The following is a 22353-nucleotide window of genomic DNA, read 5'->3' as shown; positions in this document are numbered from 1 at the left end:
CATCTCCTAATTATATTTGGTGTCAAAATGTGGAACACTCGCTCGATATTTCTCCAGGTCAATCCGGCCGTTGCTGTCGATGTCCACGCCCTCTTCTGTCAGTATGGCGATTTGCAGGAATCGGGATTCATCCTCTTGGATGGCAATCTCGCCTTTGACATTAACGACCCGGTGCCAGGGTAACTCGTATTTAGCGCTCATACTGTGCAGGATTCGTACCACTTGTCTTGCGGCACGCGGGCTGCCCGCCTCTCCGGCCACTTGTCCGTACGTCATCACGCGTCCCGGCGGAATGGCGCGAATGACCTCCACCACACGTTGAGTGAAAGGTTGCATCTAGGGTTCGATCCCTTCTGTATCTACTCTTTACTATGACTAGGTAGAGTATGAAATATTCGGTGACGGAAGTGGGTAACTATTAAAGAATTTTTGCATATGTTCTCCGTAAACGTAATTACAAGCCTACCTTTTGGCTCTAGTTCTAATCCATTGGCAATGTTCTGTTTCCCTCCATGCAATCCAGCCAATGGGAAGGTTAGCTAATTGAACCAAACTCGGGTCAATATCTATAACTTCCTTTAACCCAAGTATCCGTGCGTCCTCTTCGCTGACTTCTCCACCATCTAGGAACTGCCACATCCCATCGTCCTCCTCGTGGGATACATATAAAATAGGGCTTACGCTATCCATAATTTTAATTGAGGTAATTACAGCTACGTTTTCCGAATCCTCAAATGGCCAAAGTTATAATTTCAATTTATTGACCTCCATTCACCATATTTAAGCAATCGTTATCCGTTAGTTCAATACTACATGTCTTTAACGCTTAATAATATCTATACTGAATAAAATCTTTACCTCTACTCATTAATTTCTCTATCCCATCACGAACAAAGCATTGCTTTTCAAAAAAAGGATGGCATTAGGGTTTTCCCTTAACACCCAGATTGCTACTGTAGTGCATCCAAAGGTTTTTAGTTTTTCTACACCCCATTTTAGGAGCGTCTTTCCAAGGCCAATGCCTCCATTAGTTTAATGATCCTTTTTCTACCTATGATACTGTTCTCCGCGCTAGCTTTAACGGCAAGTTTTGAAAAAAAAAAAAAATAGCCATCCTACATTCGGATGGCCATCTACTCTAAAGCTGTTACTGATTCTTGTATTTCTTGGTTAGCGGCCTAGTCCTTGAACAAAACATTTCAGTCCAAGCTGTAAGCCTTCAACCGGAATGCATTGCTGCAAATGCCCCGTCAATTCGAGCAACACATGGCCATGTACAAAAGCCCAGATCGCCTGCGTCGCAGATGCAGCTTGTGACTGTCCGACCAGTTTCCCCGTAGCAGTCAGTACAGGAGCAAAAGCCGCGATGGGGGATGAAGACGAGATATCCTCAATCGGCGGTGTGTCCGTGAAGAGGAGCCTGTAAAGTTGTGGATGTTGAAGTGCCCATTCACGATAGGTCATACCCATTGCATAGATCTGGCGACGCGGGTCTGAATTTGCTAGGGAAGATGCCCTCTCCAATTCTTTTGCCAAGAGTAACAGCCCTTTTTCTGCGACAGCACTGAGTAATGCCGACTTCTCACGAAAATGATTATAGAGTGAGGAGGCGCGTACATCTAACAGCGTAGCCAGCCGACGCATAGAAATAGCCTCAACTCCTTCGCGCTCCAATAACTCAAACGTGCTCTTTACCAACATGTCTTGATCGATCTTTTTTTTGTATACCATACTTAACATTGTACTCCTTAATGGATCTTTTTTTCAAGCCATATGTATGACTTATAACGAACAACGTTCGTCTTGACACCCACAACTTATTGATGTTATGCTTTAAAACGTACACTGTTAGTTTTGCTCATAAACCGTAACCACATTAACCGAAATTAGGAGGAACAATCTATGGCAACAACCTATTCATCCAGAGTGATAACAGTCTTCTCATCTCGTGTCCACCTTGGAGCTTTGTCTCTAATCGTCTCTGGAATTCTGTTTATTCTCTACCCAGTGCTTCGACCATTCTCCGACGAATCAACATTGCAAGGTGCCGAAGCTTTCGCTTCCACCGCTTGGGTTCTGTCACATATGCTGGCTGTAGTGGCCTTCATCCTGCTCGCTTTGGGTCTGTTGGGTCTGCATAGCATATTCCAAAAAACAACCGTTGAACGCCTCGCTTCCCTAGCACTTATCTTAATCTGGATCGGAGTCGGATTCACTCTGCCCTATTATGGTGCCGAGATCTTTGCGCTGCATGCTATCGGTCAGGAAGCTGTTAAGCAGCAAAGCGCTGTGCTGCTGCCCTTGGTCGATGCAGTCCGTTTTTCTGGGCCAGCAGTCGTTATGTTCGCAGCAGGACTCCTGCTACTTGCAGTTGGTCCCATCCTGGTTGCGATTGCGGCGTGGCGATCCGGCATGCTGTCGAGATGGAGTGTTTTATCGTTCGCTCTGGGATTTGCGCTCTATATTCCGCAGTTTTTCGGATCCCAACCAATCAGAGTTGCTCATGGACTATTGGTTGCTTTTGGATGCATTTGGGTTGCATTGAGTATGGTTAGAGACAAAAATCCGCGATCTAAGCTTTTACATCGCCATGCAACTAAGTCGGGAGAACAAGCGATGGATAAAAAGCTTACTATATCGCAATCTGATTGAACCAAAAACAAAGTTTTTGGAAATAGACAAGGAGAGTGACAGATGTGGCATATGCAGGTGAAGAATTAATTGACCCGATCAGGAGGCAACGCATTGTCTTCCGCAAAACGGCAAAGGATACTAATGGAGATTTAGTAGAGGTTGAGGCCTTCTATCAACCATCCTCGGTAGCACCACCCGCGCACCTTCACCCTCAACAGGAGGAACGTTTCAAAGTCCTGTCCGGTAGCATTACTGTACGTTTGAATGCTCAAGAGAATATCTATTGCGCGGGCGAAACATTTTTCATTCCTATCGGTGTCGCACATGAAATGTGGAATGGCAGTGAAGACGAGACCCGCCTGCTCTGGCAGACGCGGCCCGCAATGCACACAGATGACTTCTTGGAGGTAATGTGGGGTCTCGCACAAGAAGGTAAAACCAATAAAGCAGGAGTACCACACATCTTACAACTCGCGGTCATTATGCAAAAGTATCGTCAAGAATTTCGTCTGACCAAGCCTCCGCTCATTGTTCAGAAAATCGTTTTCGCTCTCCTGGCACCTCTGGGAAGGCTCTGTGGCTATGGTGCGACACGAACTCTAAAAGGTAAATAATGAAGGGTTGTCATCTTGATGCGGGCATTTTGAACATCCATAATGTCCTGTCTTATTGTAGTGGAGGACTTAATATTCATTCCGTACAACCCCTTTCCCCGGATGACTTTATTGGATACCAAGTAAAAAGGATCACGCCTCAGCGGGATCCTTTCGCTATTTAAAATATCATATTAGCTCTTCTTAGAAGTTTCCCTTTATCCAGACATAACATCGCTAAAAAGTGCTTCCGTTTTGTCTACGCCATTGAAATTGCGAGCAACCTCTCCGGAATCGCTAATTAAGTGTTTAACAGCAGCGTGTAGATCACTTTGTCGCTCACGAAACTTTGCTAGCAATTCATCACCGGCATAACCTTCTTCGAGCAAATCAGCCAATATCAAATCACCAATGCACAGGGCGAATGATGATATTTTTGCCATTAATGCCGAATTCTTTCAGTTCCGCTCAACACTTTTTTACAGAGAAAAAGCCACCCCAACGGGATGGCCTCTCGACAACCATTAAACTACATTCAATTCCACATCGATGTTACCGCGCGTCGCTTTAGAGTAAGGACAAACCTGATGGGCCGCTTGTACAAGCTCCTCCGCCACGGCACGTTCTACACCTTTCACCGTGATGTCTAATTTAGCTTCCAGCTTGAAGCCGCCGTCCGTGTCTTTCCCAATCGTTACATGAGCTGTCACTTCGGTGCCTTCTACTTTGATCTTCTTCGTTCTGCACACCAGGTTCAGTGCGCTCTCAAAGCATGCCGCATACCCCGCCGCGAACAATTGCTCGGGATTCGTAGCCGCGCCGCCTTGGCCTCCCAGTTCCTTAGGCATCCGAACATCCAGATTCAGATGGCTGTCGCTGGATACCACTTTACCGTCTCTGCCGCCTGTTGCCGTTACCGTTGCTGTATATAATTTTTCCATGATGAAATTCCTCCTGCAAAATAAATTTTAGTTAAACTTAAAGCCTTGTTTCTCCAGCATCGCCCGCACATTCGGATAGTAGATCCGGTTATAGATCGAAGATACGCTCTTAGACCAAGTGCGTGTTTCCTTGCCGCCGGTACGTTTGCTCATGTACTCCGAGATTTGCTCATCATACTCCTTAATGATGCCTTCCAGATCGTTATTGTACTGTTCTCTGTGGAACACCGCCGCCTGCGGCAAACGGGGTTTTTGTGCGGATGCATCAGCCGGATGTCCGACAACAAGTCCGCAAACCGGGAACACGTAAGGAGGAATATTCAGCAGCTCCACCAGATCCTGCGGATTCATCCGCGCGCCGCCGATCGGAACAATACCCAAGCCCAGCGACTCAGCCGCCGCGATGGCGTTCCCCATGGCCAAACCAACATTCTCGGCTCCGACGATGACTGATTCGATGCCGTCTGTAATGCCAAGCTTCTCGTCATTTAAGTCCGCGGCGATCTTCGTGCGGTTAAAGTCAGCGCAGAATAGCAAAAACACCGGGGCCTGCGCAACCCATGCCTGATTTCCCACCAATTCGGCTACCTTCGCTTTGCGTTCCGGATTTTGGATGGAGATGACCGTTACCTGTTGTCCATTTATGGAAGTAGGCGCCGCTTGCACCGCATCCATAATCAGGTTGAGCTGTTCTTCCGTCACCGGTTCATCGGTGTAGTTGCGTATCGAACGGTGATTCATTAACGTGTTGATCACTTCATTGACTTCGTTCATGTTTTGAAATACCTCCCAGACTAATGTTTTATTGGATAATTGAGCGTTTAATTTCGACAGGTGCCGCAAGAGCTTCAGGCGCAAACTTCATAAACTCGGCAAAATGAGGCGACTGATTATGCTCCTGAATCGCCGCTTCATCTTCCCACTCTTCAATCATGACAAACCGGTTGGACTTCTCCACATACTCGTAAAGTCCGTAGCTGATATTGCCTGGCTCCGCTTGAGAGGCCGCAATCAGCACCTTTACTTTCTCCAGAAACTCCTCACGAAACGCCGGATCAATCGTCATGTGTGCTTGTAAAGTAATCATTGACTCTAAACACTCCTATTCTTTATTTAATTGAATACAATTAAATCTTATGCCCCTAATATAACGAATATCCTGCCTAAAGTCAAACCCATGCCAAAAAGCCCCCCTTTCGGAAGGCTAATCCATTTAATTATAGTATGTCTTGTTACGCCTATGCCGATTCGAGTTTACTCTATCTTCAAATATTCATCCATCAGAATTTACACTAGCTGTGTACACTTCTATTGCACTTAGATTATAAAAGGAGTGAAATAAGTGAAGAAAAGTAGAGCTTTGGCCTTATCGTGTGCTGCATTTATGTTATTATTCTCCCAACCTGCTTTGGCCGTTAAGCCATTGGACCATGCTGACAGCTTCGGCCCCAAGACGTTTGACCTTCAAGCGCACCGCGGAGGAATGGGACTGACGGTGGAGTCGACCCTCGCGTCGTTTTCTCGTGCACTTGAACTAGGTGTGACCACATTAGAGCTTGATATTCAAATTACCGAGGACAAGCAGGCGGTTGTCACACATGACCGTAAAATCTCAGCAAGAAACTGCAAGGATACCTCTCCTGCATTCGACGGAGACCCAGAGTTCCCTTACGTAGGCAAGTATATAAAAGACCTCACGCTCGTTCAGGTTCGTACGATGGACTGCGGCACAACTACGAAACCGGAATACCCGGAACAACAGCCAAGCCCCGGGGCAAAAATGGCTCTGTTGAGCGAAGTGACCGATCTCGTAAATCGTTACAAAGCCAAGAAGGTTTAGCTGAACATTGAGACAAAGGTAGAAGCGGGTGCGGCATGGGAAACAGCTCCTCGTGAAGACTTCGTGCAAATCGTTGCTAAACACGTTCGTGAAGCAGATATGCTGGACCGCGTATCCATCCAAAGCTTCGATTGGGGCGCACTGATGCGGATGAAAGAGGTAGAGCCGCGCTTGCCGATTGTTGCACTCACTAATGGGCCTCAGTTCCTGCAGCCAGGTCAACCAGGAGCTTCTCCTTGGCTCGGCGGTATTGACATTGATGATTTCGGAGGGAACCTCGTGGCGGCGGCCAAATCGTTTGGCGCAGATGCCATCTCTCCCGTTCACGGCTTCCCGCAAAACGGCAAGATCACCGACGAAAATTACGTGCCTTATGTAACGAAGGAATTGGTGGAGGAAGCGCACAAGTCCGGCATGAAAGTCATCCCGTGGACAATCAACGACAAGCAAACCATGAATAAGCTTGTCAGCGATGGAGTGGATGGAATAATCACCGACTACCCTGACCGTCTGAGTGAGGTCATGGAGGAACATGGATTCAAGCTCCCAAAAGGTTATAATTTATAGAAGTGCACCCGGCGTCAGCTATAGCGGATAGTTGGCTTGCCTTGAGTCTGGAGGCTTTCCTAAGGTACTGAACCTTGAGGTGAGCCTCTTTTTTGTACTGTAAAATAAAGAGACCATTCCAACCGGAATGGCCTCGCAATTATTTAAACTACGTTCAAATCGGATAAATGTTACGCGCGTCGTTTACGCCGATGCCGATTCACTTGAACTTTGGTAAGTTTAGGATGTCCAATGCACTTGACTCCCTGTTCGATAAATTATTGAACTCGACGAAGATCGGATTAACGCGCTTTTTCAGCGTTTCCTCGAATGGATACCCGCCCCCTGCGAGATATCGGATACTCCGAGCGATGTCAGCCAGCTTATTCATGTTGACTATTCAATGAAATCAATATATGAAATTGGCTTATCAATAGTCTCATCTTTAGTTGATATTCTGATGTATACACTATTAGTTAATATGTCTTTTTTAATTTTTTCATTTATACCGTACTCTCGCTTAAATACAGTTTCTGTATAAGATGATAACTTAAATGGAGTCTTTCCTTTTCTATCATCAAATTCTAATGTCTCAGTTTCAAAGCCAATGAGCTGTTGCAATTTTTCATTTTCTATTATTATAGATGCTTCAAAGGAGCTGTCTCTCTCGGACATATTCTTTATAACAGCATAAATCTCTAATACCTTTTCTTTACTATTCCACCTCAAGTAACTTTCTATCCCAACTTCGAGACTTTTAGATGAGCAAGCCATACAAAAAATAACTATAAATAAAATAGATAAAACCAGTTTCACGATTGATTTAGACGTCCTATTCATTTTAATTAGCATCCCATCCATAATAAAATAATGATCATTAATGAAACGCTAAAAAGTCCGATATAATAACACAATGTTATTGAGCTTCAACTATATTTTCCGAAGAGCCAATTATTTAAACAAATATGATGGACCAGCACTCTTATGTTGTACTTTATGAGTTTTAAACTTTATATGCTTATATTTATTTCGTATCCTTAAAAATTCAGTATCAGATAGATCAGCAACTAAATAAACGGTATCTGTTCTATGATCATAATTGCATGACTGTATTTTTCTTTTATACTCGTTACTTAAATTGCTTATCAAATTAGTATAATTCACCTTGGCTGCTTGTCTGATTTCTACTCGTTTTCCAAGTTCTATTTTAAGCAAAGAAATAAGCCTTCTAGAATTTTGTGAGTCTAATTCATTAAATTTAAATACATATTTAACATCATCGTCAGATTTTCCATGTTCAAGATAATAAGTGTCAGGGAATGACCCTTTCTGAGTTTCATTAATATAATCTTTATAAACCATTCTGATAAGTTCAGGAATTTTCTCGCCATAATCTTGTTGAACATACCAAACGCCTTTTAATTCGGGAGAAATCATCTCCGGTGCACTAGATTCAGCCTGTAGCTCATTAAATAATAATGGCGCACCTAAAGCTAAGGCTAGAGTTGAGAAAAGTACAATTGAATTCCTGACTGATTTTTTCAACAATAACCTCTCCATGTTAGGAAATTAATTCTCAAAAAACTAGCGGTTGCCCTGGGCAACCGCTCATCAACTGCCGAGGCACACTAGATCGCCGATACCGATTCGCCCTTCTGCAGCTGGTACATCTTAAAGTAGCGTCCTTGCAGCGCCATCAACGCCTCGTGGTTGCCGCGCTCCACAATTTCGCCGCGATGGAGCACGAGTATCTGGTCCGCTTCCCGAATCGTGGACAACCGGTGCGCGATGATCAGCGTGGTGCGGCCCGCGCTGACAACCCCCAGCGCCTGCTGGATGAGCCCCTCGGTCTCACTGTCGATGCTGGCCGTCGCCTCATCGAGAATGAGGATCGACGGGTCGAACGCGAGCGCCCGCGCGAACGAGATGAGCTGCCGCTGCCCCGAAGACAGCGTAGAACCCCGCTCCACCACCGGCTCATCGTATCCTTGCGGCAGCTGCTCCACGAACGGAGCCGCGCCGACATCCGAGAGCGCCCTCTTCACCTGCTCCAGCGTAATCTCGTCATTGTACAAGCTCACATTAAACTTGATATCGCCCGCGAACAGATACGGATCCTGCAGCACAATCCCCATATGCTTGCGCAGCGCTTGCTTCGAATAGGTCGTGATATCCCGGCCATCCACCGAAATTTCCCCGCTCCCCGGCTCATAGAACCCTAGCAGGAGGTTGATGATGGAGCTTTTGCCCGAACCTGTGTGACCGACCAGCGCGATCGTCTCGCCCTTGCGAGCCTCGAAGGAGATGCCTTTCAACACCGGCTCCCCCTCTTTGTAGCCAAAGGTGACATTGTCGAACTTCACAATCCCTTGCGGCCGCGCCACAGTCCCCTTCTTCTCCACTTCGGCGCCTTCCATGTCCATGATCGTGAACACTTTCTCCGCGGATACAAAAGCTCTCTGCGCATTCGTCAACTGATCGAAAATCCCGATAATCGGCTGAAATATCCTGCCCAGATAGTCAATGAACGCATAGAACACGCCAAACGAGATCGTAGCCACCAATGATTCCCGGCCAAAATACCAGATCACCGCCGCCGTCACCAGACTGCCGATCGTTCCCACGATGTTCCGCGAGGACAGGGAAAACACCCGAAACTGCTTCACTTGGTTGACATACCGGTCTTTATTCAGCACTTCAAACTCATCCAGGGTCACGTTCTCCCGCCGAAAAGCCTGAATAATCGGCATCACCACGATGGACTCGTTAATCATCGCATTCATGTCGCTGAGCCGGGCCCGCATGATGGTTATGAAGACTTTGGAATACTTCAGATGAACAACCATGATGACCGCGAACAGGGGCGGCAACAGCAAACAAAACAGCGCCAGACGCACATCCAGAATGAACAGCGCGATGAAAATCCCGGTCAACTGCACGAAACTCACGACGAACGTAGCCATGAAGCTCATGAACAGATCGCGTACCGCTTCGGTATCATTGGCAATCCGGGACACAATCTGACCAATCGGCGTATTGTCAAAATACTTCAGCGGAATCCGCTGAATATGCCGCATCAAATCCATGCGCATGTTCTTAATAATCTGCAGCGCAGTGGATTGCAGCAAATAAGATTGTGTAAAGTTGCCTAAACTGGCGAGCAGCAACAGCCCCATGTACAGCCCAAGCAGACCCAGGATCGCACCGATATCGCCCCCGCCAGCAGGCGCCAGATGCTTGTCGATAATCGTCTTCGTAATATACGGCCCGCCCAGCTCCGCGCCGACGGCAACGCATAGGATTAGCAATGCGCCGATAATCTTGAACTTATAATCCAGCGCGTACCCGATCAGCCTTCTCGCAGTGGACTGCTGTGATGGATTCTTCATAACGGCCTCCTGCCTGTGGATTGGAATTCCATAGCTCTACTCGAATCTATTCTTCCAGACTCGCTTCCATCTGTTGACGTTCCCACTGCTCTTTGTACCAGCCTCCGAACAGCATCAGCTCTTCATGCGTCCCTTCTTCCACAACCCGCCCGTCATTCAGCACGAGAATCCAGTTCGCATGGCTGACGGCGGACAAACGGTGCGTGGAGATGAGCGTCGTCTTGCCTGTGCGCTCCAGCCGGATGTGATGCAGGATGCGGGCCTCCGTCCGGGCATCCACAGCCGATAACGCGTCATCCAGCAGCAGGATGTCCGAGTCGATGAGCAGCGCCCGGGCAATCGCCAGCCGCTGCTTCTGGCCGCCGGAGAGCATCACGCCGTTCTCGCCGACGATCGTCCGCAGCCCTTCCGGCATGTGGGAAATGTCCTCCGTGAAGGAGGCCATTTCCACGGCGCGGGCGATCTCCTCCGGCGTCGCATCCGGCTTGCCGAGCGCGATGTTGTCGCGGATCGACTTCGACAGGAGCAGATGCTCCTGCGGCACGTACGCGACCCAGCGCTTCACCTGGTCGATGGCAATCTGCTCGACCGGATGCCCCGCGACGAACAACTGCTCCGGCTCCACCGGATATTGCCGCAGCAACTGCTTGAGCAGCGTACTCTTGCCGCTGCCGGTCTTCCCGACAATCCCCAGAGTTTGTCCGCGCTCGAGCGTGAAGGACACGTCCCGGAGGCTCGGTTGATTCGCCGTCGGGTAGGTGAAGGTCAGCCGCCGCATCTCGATGGATGTCGGCACCTCCACCGCTACGGGTTTCGCCGCGTCTATCAAGTCCCGCTTCTGCGTCAGCGCATCATCCAGGCGATCCGCCGAGGCGCTGCCGCGCTGAATCACATTAATAAACTCGCCAAACGAGATCATCGGCCAAATCAACATGCCCAAGTAGATGTTGAAGGAAATGAGCTGACCCAGTGTAATCTCGCCTTCCAGCACCAGGTAAGACCCATACCCGATGCCGATAGAGTAACTCACGCCCACAATCAGCGAAATCAGCGGTTGGAACATCGCGTTCAGGAACGAAACCCGCTTGTTCTTCTCCATCACATCGGAGGTAACCTCATCAAACGCGTTCACATCATCATTCTCCTGCACGTAGGAGCGGATGACGCGAATGCCGGAGATCGATTCCAGCGCGTGGTCATTCATGCGTCCGAACGAAGCCTGTGCCGCCAGGAATCGGGTGCGGACCTGCTTGCCGATTTTGCTGATGACGAAAGCCAAGAGCGGCAACGGAATGAGCGCCGCGATCATCAGCTTGAAGCTCACCAGAGAGATCATCGTAATGATGACCACCGAGGCGCCCACCAGCGTGTTCACCAGCGTCATGACCCCGTACCCCGAAGTTTGTCCGATGGCCAGAATATCGTTCGTCGCAAGCGCCATCAGCTGGCCTGTGCTGTTGCGTTGGAAGAATGCGGGTGTCATCCGCGTCATATGCGCCAGAAAACGCCCCCGCAACAGCTTCTCGATCAATGCCGAGTTCCCGAACAAGGTGGTGATCCACACATACGTCATGACATAAAGCAACAGGGATAACCCGATGAGCAGAAGCACCGTTTGTGTAAGTCCCGCGGAGGTCAGATCCCCTTCCCGAATTCGGTCGACCGTGTTTCCGATGAGCTTGGGCGGAACGATTGTAAGCAAGCTCACACCCGCCATCAAGGTGATGGCCAGCGCATAATACCCCCATCTTTCTTTAAAAAACCATTGCAACCGCGTAACAAAAGACAATGCTCCCCACCTCTTCCTTTCGGACTCCGCCTACTTATTCGCTTTGTGCACCTTAAGTTGTTTGCCTTTGATGGTTGTGGTTTTCATAGCCTGAATGACATGCGGACCCTTTCCGTTCAAAATATCCACATAAGTCACATTATCCTGTATCGTTATAATCCCGATATCCTCGGCGGTAACGCCTTCTATTCGCGCCAAGGTGCCTACGAAGTCGACGGCGCGGAGCTTTTTCTTTTTGCCCCCGTTGAAGTAGAGCTTCATGATCTCCTGGTTGAGAACCGCGTTCTTGTCTTGCTTCGGGCGGGGCTTAATGTTCAGCTTCTGTTGAAACGCAGGCGTCATTGCGGCGATTTCAGCTGGTGTCGGCGCTGCAAGCTCAGGGATTTTGAACCCGATATACTCTTCGATCTCAGCCAGTCTTCTGCCGTCATGCGGCGTCACGAACGTCAGCGCTTTCCCGCTGTTGCCCGCGCGCCCTGTACGCCCCGTCCGGTGCACATAACTCTCCTTGTCGAGCGGCGTGTCATAGTTGATGACCAGACTGATGCTTTCGATATCAATGCCCCGTGCTGCTACGTCGGTCGCGACCAGATACCTGAACTGCCCTCTGCGGTAAGCCTGCATCACTTCCAGCCGGTCCTCCTGCATCATGCCCCCGTGAATCCGATCCGCCGGGTAATCCGCGTCCGCCAGCTGCCTGAATACCTGATTAACCCCCTCCTGCGTTTTGCAAAAAATGATGCAGCTGTCCGGGTTCTCCGTAATCGTCATCTTTTCCAGCAGGGAGGGCTTGTCCGCTTCGCTTACTTCGATCATGCCGTGTTCAATGGTGGCCGTGGTGAGACCGCTGGCTTGGATCTCGATATGTTCCGGCTCGTTCATGTATTTACGGCTAAGCTTGTCCACGTCCTCAGGCAGTGTTGCGGAGAACAGCATCGTGATGCGGTCCTTCGGCAACGCGTTGATGATCGCCTCGACTTGATCGATAAAGCCCATGTTCAGCATCTCGTCGGCCTCGTCGATGACCAGATACTTCAGGCGCTGCAGATTTAACGTGCCGCGCTGGATATGGTCCAGCACCCTCCCCGGCGTGCCCACAACAACGTGGGATTTCTGCTTCAGCTCCAGTGTCTGGATGTGGAACGGCTGCTTGCCGAACACCGCGGTCGCTTTAATGCGCTTGAACCGCCCGATGTTCGTGATATCTTCCTTCACCTGCACAGCCAGCTCCCGCGTCGGGGTCAGCACCAGCGCCTGCGGCTTATTCTCGTTCCAATCCACGCCCTCACATAAGGGTATGCCGAAGGAGGCTGTCTTGCCGCTCCCTGTCTGGGATTTCACAACCAGGTCTTTGCCGCTGAGAGCCACGGGGATGACCTTGCTCTGCACTTCGGTCGGCTGTTGGTAGCCCAAGTCTTCCAATGCGCGCAGAATGTCGTCGGATAGATTGTAGCTTTGGAATGTATTGTCGCTCATGATTTATAGTTTATCCTTCCGGTTGTTCACATTTGTGGTATTAAATTTATCGTAACAATATTATACCATTTCCTAGTCTATATCATCATGCCCTATGCCAAAAAAGCTGCCCCTCTCCCGCGAACCCGGACCCAGGCATCTGCTTGTTCTATGCGTTACCGATAGGATGCCAGCGGGCCTTCAAAATACACAATCTGTGCAATTCGAATATGCACGGAACGGTCGTCCAGATTGATCTGGATATGATCTACGGCTACGCCCGCAAGGATGCCCTCGATGCGTCCCACCGTGGTCATGACCGCGAACGGCTGCCCCTGGTGCCGGCTCATATGTTGCACGAACACCGGATCAAGGTCTGTTACATACACATTCGGCTGCGGCACGCCCAAAATCGGAATGATTGGCGAATGCACCGAGGCCATCTGACCGACGTAAGCGGGTTGATCTATCGGCTTTTGCGGTGAATTGACCTGATTGGGGTGTTGCGTGTGTTGTGGGCCGTTCATGTTCATAGCGGAGCCTCCCCGGTAAGTCGCATAAAGTGTTATAAGGTATTACTTATGCGATACTAGGGGTTGATATGCTTTAGTACAGAGCGACACGCCTGACACGGTATTGGTTTTCGTTCGTACGTGCCTATTTTTCTTTATATTTGTAAGCCTCAGAGGGAATTCGATCATTAAAGAAACGATTTTCTCTCAAGTGTCTCCGCGGCTACACTTGTGGGAAAATCGTTACGTTATATAATTCATTTTCCTGATTCCCGCAAAAAACAGCGTAATTCCATTGCGGCTCAACGAAAATCGTTACCTTCATAGATCTTACTTTTCTACGCAAAAAGCCACAACCCATCCGATTCGGATCGCGGTTATGGCTTCATTTTGACCTACTTATATAATACCTTGTCCACGTTGTACTTTGCTTGTAGCTTATTGAGGATGTAGGTTTCATAGATTTCCCGCTCTACGGCGTCCGGTACGATACAGACTTCGATCTTGGTGACTTCATCCCGGTGGTTTTTGATCGGAGAGACGGTGTCTTCGAAGTGCTTCTTGATCCGCGGTCTCAGCTTGCGCGCCTTCCCCACGAACAGGAGCTCGTCCTTCGCGTTATAGAACATGTAGATTCCGCCCTCTTCTCTGGTAATCAGGTGGAAATCGGTAAACCCGTTAATGTGGCTCAACTGGGGATCTTCTTGCTTGTGAATCGTAACAGTCGGTGTCGGAATCGTAATCAGAATCACGGCGGCTCACTTCCTCATTCAATATAGGTGTACATCCTATCACATTTTTTCTGGCAAAACCATGTTTTACGGGTCGACCGCAAGGCTCCCTTAAGCTACAATAATAATAATATTCCAATTGTACAAGGAGACTATTATGAAATACATCAGCACGCGGGGACAAGTGGCCCCGATTGGCTTTATCGACGCGGTTCTGATGGGACTGGCTGACGACGGCGGTTTGCTTGTGCCGGAACGCCTCCCGCAAATATCCCAAGATACGCTGCAGCAATGGCAGAAGCTTTCCTATACGGAGCTTGCGCTTGAAGTATTCTCATTATTTGTGGACGGGGAAATTCCTCGGGAAGAGCTGAAGAAGCTTGTGGATGACAGCTATGGCACTTTCCGCCACGAAGATGTCACGCCGGTTCAACGGATTCATGACGGTTTGTATGTGCTGGAGTTGTTCCACGGCCCTACGTTCGCATTCAAGGATGTTGCTCTGCAGTTCCTAGGTAACCTCTATTCTTATATTTCACGCCGCAATAACTCCATTATTCATATTCTAGGCGCAACCTCCGGGGATACCGGCGCATCCGCCATCGAAGGCGTTCGAGGCAAGGAAGGCATTCGCATCTGTATTCTGCATCCGCACGGCAAGGTGAGTAAAGTACAGGAGTTGCAAATGACTACCGTGGACAGCGCCAATGTGTTGAATCTCGCGGTGGAAGGCACCTTTGATGATTGCCAGCGCATCATCAAGGAGCTGTTCGCGGATGTGGATTTCAAGCACCAGTATCATCTGCGTGCGATCAACTCCATTAACATTGCGCGGATTTTGGCACAGACGGTGTATTACTTCTACGCTTACTTCCGTTTGGTCGACCAGGGCGTGGCTGAGGACAAAATTAACTTTAGCGTGCCTACGGGCAACTTCGGCGATATCTTTGCAGGTTACCTGGCGCAGAAGATGGGCTTGCCGGTAAACAAGCTGATCTTGGCGACGAACGAGAACAACATTCTGGCGCGCTTCGTGAACGAAGGCGTGTACCAGCCGGGCGCGTTCCGCGGGACGCACAGCCCGTCCATGGATATTCAGGTGGCGAGCAACTTCGAGCGGTACCTGTTCTATCTGTACAGCGAGGATGCGGCGACGGTATCGGCGCTGATGGCGCAGTTCAAGGCCGAGGGGCGGATCGCCATCGAGGGCGAGGCTCTGGCGCGAGTGCAAGCGGACTTCGCCGCGTACAGTGTCGAGAACGAGGCGTGTCTGGACGCGATCCAGGGGACGCATGAGCAGCAAGGCTACTTGCTCGATCCGCATACGGCGTGCGGCGTAGTGGCTGCGGAGCGTCTGACTGCGGCCGGCGAAGTGACCGTGGCGTTGTCCACGGCGCATCCGGCGAAGTTCGACGAGTCGATCCGGTTGCGGAGCATCAGCCAGACGTATCCGGCGCAGATCGAGGCGTTGTTCAACAAGCCGCAGTTCCAGAAGGTTGTCGGCGGCAGCAACGAGGAGATTAAAACGGAGTTACTGGGATTTTTCTAGGACAATAAAGAGGGATAGAAGTTTCAGAGTATTTCTGAAGCTCTATCCCTTTTATCTTTTGCTGTGTTGAACTCAATTGTCTTTATTGAACCATAAGAAATGCACCGTAGTGTGAAAAGACGGTTCATTGAGCTATCGTTCCTCGATAGTTAATCACCTGGGAATAAATCTTTCGTAAATTAACGCTCCGCGTCATATATTAATTCTTTATTCCAATGAGTATCAGTGTAACCCCGATTATTATTCCATTCGGCCAACATTTGTCTTTGCCTAATTTCTAAATCCGAGTAGGGAGCAGCCACAATTTCAATGTCATTGAACAAATCATTATAAATAGGCAACTGACTTGTTCCTTCCTTAAATTTTTTAAATGCTCCGATATCAGCATCATTCGCAGCCCATACAACCTTTTTAATCAAAGAAAGCACGATTGTTCCAGTACACATTGGGCATGGTTCACATGTTGTATATAACGTAAGTCCGTTATTAGCAATAAATTTTTTGCTTTCAACATCTAATATCTTATGTCCAGCCTTTCTTATAGCGTCTACTTCTGCATGTGATGTTGAATCACAGCTGGAAAAAACTCTATTTCTACCTCGACTAACAACGGTTCCGTTAGAATCAACAATTACTGCCCCAATTGGGAAAGTCCCTTCTTCTTTTGCTTTTTGCGCTTCTTCGAAAGCTAGTAGAAGGTATTCATACTGGTTGTCCATTTTCCACTCATCCTAACATTATTGAACTATAGTTTCCCGATAGCTTAATACGAGAGTTTAGACAGTCTATTATAAAGGATCTGTCGCCCAAAGGATCCCGATTTGTACAATGTCATGCCGGAACTAGAATCAAATTTCTCGTTTGTATAAAAACCTGCATCAGGTTGAAATTTCTCAAGAAAGTAAATACTTATTATCTCAGCAATCGTTTTGGCATAGGCTTTATCCACTTGTATCCAGTTACCCCGTATCTTCATCGGATTATGGCCCATTTGCTCCAAATAAGTTTCAATTATTTCCGCTTTTTCGATATGACTTCTCAGTTCAAAAGCGCGCGGTGCAAATCCTATTTCGGACTTCTCCGGATTCTGGAAAAGACCACGATCGCTGCAATAAGCATGGCAATGAAACCTATGTTTTGGGCTAGCTCGGATTCCATCCCCATAACCATACAAAGATTGGTAACTAAGCTTCTCGTTAGGAGCGCAACTGCAATTAGCATGATCGGACGAATAATATTGTACTTTTTCAAATGTGCCACCCTTTCTTAAATGTCTGCTGATTCTTTGATTCTATTATTCGGCTTTTTTATCTTTTAATTCTAAAAGTATAGGTGCTATATTAAGTAAGATAGAAACAATTGTCAAAAACCATAATGCCTTTTCCATAGTAGGTACAACATCCATTAAAGCTGACCAATCTTCACCTTTTACCCAATTAGATACAAGGCTATGTTCTGCACAGAGTGTCAATGCTGTGAATGATAATCCCATTGCCATCGCAAGTTTATAATCTTTACCTGTTTTATACATATAAAGATTTATAAAAGTTGCTACTATGGCAATAAATCCTAATATTAACCACATATTTATGCCTCCATTATATTTTTATTTAAGATGAACATCTATTTAAAATATATATAAAAGGTCCAGTTATCCTATTTTAAATTCTGCACCGTTAGCCATACACGCAGCGCAATTGCTGCACCACAGATGATGAAAGTGGGACGACGATTCCTCGAATTTACAGGCATGCAAGCGCTAAACTTATGAATGAGTAGCTTCCTTATTTTAACATAAATCTACTGCCTAATAAAAATGGATAGAGATCTCAGATACGTCTGAGTCTCTATCCATTTTTCATTTCCTACTTCACCAACCGAATGTTCCGAATCATCAGCGACCCTTGATCGGTTTGATCAAACACCAGCGACAACCGATCAACTTGCTTTAAATCGATGTCGGTGAAAGAAGCCATCGGAATTCTGGCTGTACTTAGCGGTGCAAATGTCGACCACATCGCCATAAATTCATTATCAAGCAGTTTTCCTTGCTGATAAGTTAATGCAGGCGTAGATGAGTCTAACACTACTTTGGATTCATTGCCTGAGGTGTCATGGAGAGTGATGGTTAACGCCTGATTTTGGCCCGCAGCGTTTAACTTGTTAGCAGAATCCACCGCCATGTACAGAGACAGTGACTGCATACCCGACAAATCCCGTTTATCTTCCGGAATTTCCAGGGTAAGTCTGCCTCCACCTTTTTGCCAGTTCACCCGATTCAGCTTCATCCCTTCCTGTTCTCCCGCATGCATGTAGGCACCGGTTTCATCCTTATTCGGGATATAACTCTCCACTTCGGTGCGTATGGAGACCCCTTCCGTTACGATGGCTCCGCCCATGGCGTTCTGTGTGGACGACTGCTCTTTATCCGCATTCCATACATCTGTCATACGTTTAGGCTGAACGAGCGAGGTGAGCACGGGATGACCGTACAAACTACCGGCTTGAGGCTGATTAAACTCATATAACATCTCATTGGGATTGGTACCGTAGACGGTCCCTAAGAAATCAACGGCGTACTTGGACAGGAAGTCCCGTTGTTCAGCTGCCGTAAGACGCTTGCGTAAGTTGTCGTTTTCTTTCGCTCTCTGGACCCCGTCATCTTTTCCTTCAAGCTTGGAGTTAAAGAAGTTATGATTGGCGCCGTAAATATACGTCATCGCGGTCCAACTACTCCGTTTAGCATCATCAGAATAAAAGTCGAAAACCCTGTATCCGATCAGACCTGACAGATCCCCATCGTATTGAGGCGTAAGAAAGGCCGTTGGAACATCCGGCAACCTTTCCATTTCCAACGCCCCGCCCGGGGCAACGAGCAACATTCCATCGGGGGGCGGGGAACCCTGTTTCATGCGCTCCAGGGCTATCTCGTAAATTTCAGTTCCTCCTTGAGAATGCCCGATGTAAGAGACTTGTTTAAGGTTCGCCCGGTTCTTCAAATCCAGACCGTATCCCGGATCCGTACCCTTGACCGCTTGATCAAGCTTGTCGAAGTGATCCTTCATGATGGCGTTCAAACGCACATTTCCAATGGGTTCACCATATTCCCATATGCGATGGGCGAATACATTCACACTTAGCGCTAAATATCCTTGTTCAGCGAGATCTTCGACCAGATAGGTAAACCCTTCCGCATAAATCGGATCATCGTACTTTTTGACAGGGTGGTTACCGTGGACAATGATGACTACCGGACGGGGGGATGTTCCCGTTGGTACACCGATGACGCCGTTGATATGGTAAGGCATATTCTTACCGGAGGATTGCTTGATTTCGGCAACACCCAGATCAAAAGACTTTACCGTCGGCTTCCCAAACACCTCTTGCTCCGGTTCTGGCGTCTTCTCCGCTTCAGGGTTGGAAGGCGCGACGGGGGGCGGTTCCGCCGTTTTTTTAGGGGCACAACTTGCGGTCATTCCAATCACAACTACAAGCAAGATGAACAATAACCCTTTTCTATACGTTCGGAACAAATTAGACAATAACAAGTCAACCACCTAGTTTCTATGTAGTTAAAGTTCTGTACTCTTAGAGTATAACCATTTACTTGTCACGTCAAAAAAAACCCACAACCAAGCACAGGGAAATGTTTCTAACCCTGGTGGTTGTGGGGTTGTAGGATTAATTCGCTATTTGCATTAATCTGTCCGTGGCGTCGGGATTGGCAGTGTTTTGGATCATGATATGAAAAATCTCTCTTAATTCATCTATTCGTGATGTCGTTAAGTCTTCCGGCTTTCCCTCTCTTAACTTAACAAACAAATCCTGCAAACTAATATCCAGATCATCATTCATTTCCTCGTATGAAGTAAGCTCAGCCAGCGTTGCGGCATTGGAAACACTTGAGATCACGAATTTATACGTATAATCATCTAATTTCACACTCAAATCACCTATTACATTATAGATCTGAGACTTAAAAGCATGATCTATAGAGTTTTGAAGGTCCTTTTTTTGACTTTGAGATTCATAATGTTTAAAACCTAGTATAATTACGCTCAATGATAAAATAATGATTAAATATGTACTTATCTTCTTCATCTACAAAGTACCCCCAGATTAACATTCCCCTATTATAATCCAATCTATAATCTATGGTTAATACACACAAACGTTAAGATCCTACTAGCATATGCTAGGTTAGGAGGTGAAGATAGATGAGTTCAAAATTTTATGATAGACACTTCAGCGTATCGGGGTTGAAGGAGGTTGTACAGTTCGACAGGCATTGGACACGCTCGTTTGTCAACGGCCGGGCTATCTATGTTGCTAAGAAAAACAATGCATCCCTAACTTTGTACCGCAAGGTCAAAAATTCATTAAGCCCTATCATCATCCAACGGTTCAAAAAAGGAAGCCGAGTTGTTGTTGACGATGCGGCTTTTCACGTTCCGCCTCACACGACAGAAGTACTATAATTCACAACTACAGGTTAAGAGGAGGGATAGCACGTGGCAAGAAGAAAATATTTTCGCGATTTCAATATACTTGAACTGACTAATGAAGTAATTCAATTCGATACCCAATGGACTCGGAAATTTTTAAGAGGTCGTGCTGTTTACGTTGCTAAGAGAGACAATGCAACGCTAATTTTAAACCGCAAGGTCAGAAATACGTTGAGCCCCATCCTCACTCAAAAGTACAAAAAAGGCAGCAAAGTAGTTGTTATTGACACTACAGTTCACATGCCTCCACAAGTAACTCAATTACTTTAAATAATTTCGCGCCCCGTCATTAGACGGTGGCGCGTTTTAAAGCTTTTGTCCTAAAGCTAATAATCATCCTCACTCCGGTATTCCAAAACATCCCCTGGTTGACACTCCAAAGCCTTACAAATTGCCTCTAACGTCGATAAACGGATCGCTTTGGCCTTCCCATTCTTCAATATAGACAGGTTCGCCATTGTAATTCCAACCCGCTCCGACAGCTCGGTTACGCTCATTTTTCGTTTGGCCAGCATCACGTCAATATTAATTATAATCGCCATGTTATTCACCTCAGACCGTTAAGTCATTTTCTGATTTTAGATCTATGGCATTTTTCAGAAGCTTCTCAAGAACAGCGGCAAAGACGGCAATCACCATCGATGCAAAGATAAGAACCATTCCAATCAAAATAATTCCCGGGGCATCGTCAAGCTCCGCCATCATATAGAAGAGCGGCAGGCCCAACACAAACAAGGCGCTGATCGTAACGGCACAGAATTTAATATACTTGAGCGCTCTTACAGATAAATCTGAGAAAGCTGTGTTCTTGTCGATGTAGGTCAGCAGCTTCAATGCCTGATACAAAGCAAAGTAAAAAGGGATCGCCGTCGCATACCAATTCAACCACACAAGGTACTTCAGGTAAGCCAGATTCGGATAAAGTTCTGCGGCGAAATTCCCGATTTCCGGCACCAAAAAGATGTACAAAGCCAGAAACGCCATGCCAATAAGCACAATCGTTACTTTCAAAAACAGTGTTGAACCACGTTCCATAACCGCACCTCACTTCGTTATTGTCATATTGATAATAAACCATTATTTATCGTTTTGCAATAAATATGTATTGTTAATTTTTTTCGGAACATACTCTGGCAATCTCAACTATGGGCTGTGGGTAGCGGACAACATTCTAACGAATCGAGAGCACACTAATTGGCTCAAAAAGACCCCTTTCCCGCGCTAACGAATCGTCACATCACTATTATCCTCAAATCCACCAAAAATGCATTTATAGAGCAATTAGTGATATCTCGATTCGTTACAACTCCAAATTAGCTAAAAAAGCGCCTTTAATGCTATGACGATTCATTAGAGTGCGCTGACCACCAGATTGTTACCTTACCGCTCCTACCCCTTCCCCGCACCTTACCCGCACACAAAAAAACCGATACCCATCGCAGGCATCGATTTTAAAGTTTGTAATTTTATTTACCTCTGCAAAGAAAATAAATTGCGCGCTTGCTCATTCCTCAACCAAAGCCCTCCCCAGACGAACACGGCCAGATAAACGGGAAAGAGAATCGAGGAGAACAGTGGTGCGTCTACACGAATATGTGTCGCAATCACGCCGCCAAAGTAACCGGTCAACATCACCGCACCCAAAATAGTCGTACGAGGTAAAGCATATAGCACTGTGGAAAGAAGTCCGAGTATACCTAACCATATAATATGATACTCCTGAAATCCCAATGATACAGTCGGTTCCACTACAAACGCAGGTTTAAATAGTTTCATAATACTGTCGAGCAACATAAATGCAATTGCTATTCCGCTCATCACTCTTGCTGTCCATAGTCGGCTTTTGGATATTGTTTTTGTCATCGTCGA

At 47.2% G+C, this 22353-nt stretch carries 27 protein-coding genes and 1 pseudogene; 7 read left to right on the top strand and 21 right to left on the bottom strand.

The window, feature by feature from the left end; all coding sequences use genetic code 11:
• Window positions 1-6: 6 nt before the first annotated feature.
• From SY83_RS09885 to SY83_RS09875, 3 genes are all read right to left on the bottom strand, one after another.
• Window positions 7-336 (bottom strand): MGMT family protein, encoded by a 330-nt coding sequence (locus tag SY83_RS09885; protein WP_068606098.1) that lies wholly within the window; start codon window positions 334-336, stop codon window positions 7-9.
• A gap of 540 nt (window positions 337-876) precedes the next feature.
• A complete protein-coding gene (locus SY83_RS23785) occupies window positions 877-1020 on the bottom strand; it encodes a GNAT family N-acetyltransferase (protein WP_407944628.1) in 144 nt (47 codons plus the stop codon).
• A gap of 150 nt (window positions 1021-1170) precedes the next feature.
• Complete coding sequence (locus SY83_RS09875) at window positions 1171-1731, bottom strand: TetR/AcrR family transcriptional regulator (RefSeq protein WP_068606096.1); 561 nt, start codon at window positions 1729-1731, stop codon at window positions 1171-1173.
• 171 nt (window positions 1732-1902) lie between these two features.
• Between SY83_RS09875 and SY83_RS09870 the strand changes: the two genes are divergently transcribed.
• Both SY83_RS09870 and SY83_RS09865 read left to right on the top strand, forming a co-directional pair.
• Window positions 1903-2652, top strand: coding sequence for a hypothetical protein (locus SY83_RS09870; protein WP_068606095.1), 750 nt, complete (start codon window positions 1903-1905; stop codon window positions 2650-2652).
• Between the two features lie 35 nt (window positions 2653-2687).
• On the top strand, window positions 2688-3248 hold the full coding sequence (locus SY83_RS09865) for a cupin domain-containing protein (protein WP_082882438.1): 561 nt from the start codon (window positions 2688-2690) through the stop codon (window positions 3246-3248).
• A 197-nt stretch (window positions 3249-3445) separates the two neighbouring features.
• On the opposite strand, the gene SY83_RS09860 is transcribed toward SY83_RS09865, so the two are convergent.
• From SY83_RS09860 to SY83_RS09845, 4 genes are all read right to left on the bottom strand, one after another.
• On the bottom strand, window positions 3446-3670 hold the full coding sequence (locus tag SY83_RS09860; RefSeq protein ID WP_068606093.1) for a hypothetical protein: 225 nt from the start codon (window positions 3668-3670) through the stop codon (window positions 3446-3448).
• An 81-nt stretch (window positions 3671-3751) separates the two neighbouring features.
• On the bottom strand, window positions 3752-4168 hold the full coding sequence (locus tag SY83_RS09855; RefSeq protein WP_068606092.1) for an organic hydroperoxide resistance protein: 417 nt from the start codon (window positions 4166-4168) through the stop codon (window positions 3752-3754).
• Between the two features lie 27 nt (window positions 4169-4195).
• Entirely contained in the window at window positions 4196-4942 is a 747-nt protein-coding gene (locus SY83_RS09850; protein ID WP_068606091.1) for an NADPH-dependent oxidoreductase, read from the bottom strand.
• A 28-nt stretch (window positions 4943-4970) separates the two neighbouring features.
• Window positions 4971-5255 (bottom strand): putative quinol monooxygenase, encoded by a 285-nt coding sequence (locus SY83_RS09845; protein WP_068606090.1) that lies wholly within the window; start codon window positions 5253-5255, stop codon window positions 4971-4973.
• Between the two features lie 297 nt (window positions 5256-5552).
• Between SY83_RS09845 and SY83_RS09840 the strand changes: the two are divergent.
• Both SY83_RS09840 and SY83_RS23780 read left to right on the top strand, forming a co-directional pair.
• A pseudogene (locus SY83_RS09840) lies at window positions 5553-6455 on the top strand (glycerophosphodiester phosphodiesterase family protein); the annotation flags it as partial.
• Window positions 6456-6461: 6 nt separating this feature from the next.
• Entirely contained in the window at window positions 6462-6575 is a 114-nt protein-coding gene (locus SY83_RS23780; RefSeq protein WP_231891443.1) for a hypothetical protein, read from the top strand.
• 375 nt (window positions 6576-6950) lie between these two features.
• On the opposite strand, the gene SY83_RS09835 is transcribed toward SY83_RS23780, so the two are convergent.
• The 7 genes from SY83_RS09835 to SY83_RS09805 all read right to left on the bottom strand — a co-directional run bounded on the left by SY83_RS09835 (window position 6951) and on the right by SY83_RS09805 (window position 14451).
• Window positions 6951-7370, bottom strand: a complete 420-nt coding sequence (locus tag SY83_RS09835; protein ID WP_157279833.1) for a hypothetical protein — start codon at window positions 7368-7370, stop codon at window positions 6951-6953.
• A gap of 135 nt (window positions 7371-7505) precedes the next feature.
• The gene (locus SY83_RS09830; protein WP_197480012.1) at window positions 7506-8114 is read right to left on the bottom strand and encodes a hypothetical protein; all 609 of its coding nucleotides are present in this window, start codon (window positions 8112-8114) and stop codon (window positions 7506-7508) included.
• Window positions 8115-8182: 68 nt separating this feature from the next.
• Window positions 8183-9943 carry an ABC transporter ATP-binding protein gene (locus SY83_RS09825; RefSeq protein WP_068606087.1) on the bottom strand — a complete coding sequence of 587 codons (1761 nt, stop codon included), beginning with the start codon at window positions 9941-9943 and terminating at the stop codon, window positions 8183-8185.
• Between the two features lie 46 nt (window positions 9944-9989).
• Complete coding sequence (locus tag SY83_RS09820; protein WP_068606086.1) at window positions 9990-11732, bottom strand: ABC transporter ATP-binding protein; 1743 nt, start codon at window positions 11730-11732, stop codon at window positions 9990-9992.
• A gap of 30 nt (window positions 11733-11762) precedes the next feature.
• Window positions 11763-13208 (bottom strand): DEAD/DEAH box helicase, encoded by a 1446-nt coding sequence (locus SY83_RS09815; protein ID WP_068606085.1) that lies wholly within the window; start codon window positions 13206-13208, stop codon window positions 11763-11765.
• A gap of 155 nt (window positions 13209-13363) precedes the next feature.
• Window positions 13364-13720 carry a DUF2642 domain-containing protein gene (locus SY83_RS09810; protein ID WP_231891410.1) on the bottom strand — a complete coding sequence of 119 codons (357 nt, stop codon included), beginning with the start codon at window positions 13718-13720 and terminating at the stop codon, window positions 13364-13366.
• A 374-nt stretch (window positions 13721-14094) separates the two neighbouring features.
• Window positions 14095-14451: a nucleotide excision repair endonuclease gene (locus tag SY83_RS09805; RefSeq protein ID WP_068606084.1), complete on the bottom strand. Its 357-nt coding sequence runs from the start codon at window positions 14449-14451 to the stop codon at window positions 14095-14097.
• 136 nt (window positions 14452-14587) lie between these two features.
• Between SY83_RS09805 and thrC the strand changes: the two genes are divergently transcribed.
• On the top strand, window positions 14588-15979 hold the full coding sequence (gene thrC, locus SY83_RS09800; protein ID WP_068606083.1) for a threonine synthase: 1392 nt from the start codon (window positions 14588-14590) through the stop codon (window positions 15977-15979).
• A 179-nt stretch (window positions 15980-16158) separates the two neighbouring features.
• Here thrC and SY83_RS09795 read toward each other — a convergent pair whose 3' ends face one another.
• The 4 genes from SY83_RS09795 to SY83_RS09775 form a co-directional block, all read right to left on the bottom strand.
• Window positions 16159-16698: a nucleoside deaminase gene (locus SY83_RS09795; protein WP_068606082.1), complete on the bottom strand. Its 540-nt coding sequence runs from the start codon at window positions 16696-16698 to the stop codon at window positions 16159-16161.
• A 575-nt stretch (window positions 16699-17273) separates the two neighbouring features.
• Window positions 17274-17564 carry a hypothetical protein gene (locus SY83_RS09785; RefSeq protein ID WP_068606080.1) on the bottom strand — a complete coding sequence of 97 codons (291 nt, stop codon included), beginning with the start codon at window positions 17562-17564 and terminating at the stop codon, window positions 17274-17276.
• A gap of 280 nt (window positions 17565-17844) precedes the next feature.
• The gene (locus SY83_RS09780) at window positions 17845-19455 is read right to left on the bottom strand and encodes an alpha/beta hydrolase (protein ID WP_197480011.1); all 1611 of its coding nucleotides are present in this window, start codon (window positions 19453-19455) and stop codon (window positions 17845-17847) included.
• Between the two features lie 205 nt (window positions 19456-19660).
• Window positions 19661-20080 carry a hypothetical protein gene (locus tag SY83_RS09775; protein WP_068606078.1) on the bottom strand — a complete coding sequence of 140 codons (420 nt, stop codon included), beginning with the start codon at window positions 20078-20080 and terminating at the stop codon, window positions 19661-19663.
• A 116-nt stretch (window positions 20081-20196) separates the two neighbouring features.
• On the opposite strand from SY83_RS09775, the gene SY83_RS09770 reads away from it, so the two are divergent.
• Complete coding sequence (locus SY83_RS09770) at window positions 20197-20457, top strand: hypothetical protein (RefSeq protein WP_068606077.1); 261 nt, start codon at window positions 20197-20199, stop codon at window positions 20455-20457.
• Window positions 20458-20490: 33 nt separating this feature from the next.
• On the top strand, window positions 20491-20754 hold the full coding sequence (locus SY83_RS09765) for a hypothetical protein (protein ID WP_068606076.1): 264 nt from the start codon (window positions 20491-20493) through the stop codon (window positions 20752-20754).
• A 56-nt stretch (window positions 20755-20810) separates the two neighbouring features.
• Here SY83_RS09765 and SY83_RS09760 read toward each other — a convergent pair whose 3' ends face one another.
• The 3 genes from SY83_RS09760 to SY83_RS09750 all read right to left on the bottom strand — a co-directional run bounded on the left by SY83_RS09760 (window position 20811) and on the right by SY83_RS09750 (window position 22347).
• The gene (locus tag SY83_RS09760) at window positions 20811-21026 is read right to left on the bottom strand and encodes a helix-turn-helix domain-containing protein (RefSeq protein ID WP_068606075.1); all 216 of its coding nucleotides are present in this window, start codon (window positions 21024-21026) and stop codon (window positions 20811-20813) included.
• 10 nt (window positions 21027-21036) lie between these two features.
• The gene (locus SY83_RS09755; protein ID WP_068606074.1) at window positions 21037-21519 is read right to left on the bottom strand and encodes a DUF2975 domain-containing protein; all 483 of its coding nucleotides are present in this window, start codon (window positions 21517-21519) and stop codon (window positions 21037-21039) included.
• A 435-nt stretch (window positions 21520-21954) separates the two neighbouring features.
• Window positions 21955-22347, bottom strand: a complete 393-nt coding sequence (locus SY83_RS09750) for a DoxX family protein (RefSeq protein WP_068606073.1) — start codon at window positions 22345-22347, stop codon at window positions 21955-21957.
• Between the last annotated feature and the right edge of the window lie 6 nt (window positions 22348-22353).

The sequence above is a fragment of the Paenibacillus swuensis genome (genome assembly GCF_001644605.1).
In the GTDB taxonomy this organism is placed as follows: Bacteria; Bacillota; Bacilli; order Paenibacillales; family DY6; genus Paenibacillus_N; species Paenibacillus_N swuensis.
Note: the sequence above shows the minus strand (reverse complement) of the source record. Positions and strands in the feature narration are given on the sequence as shown.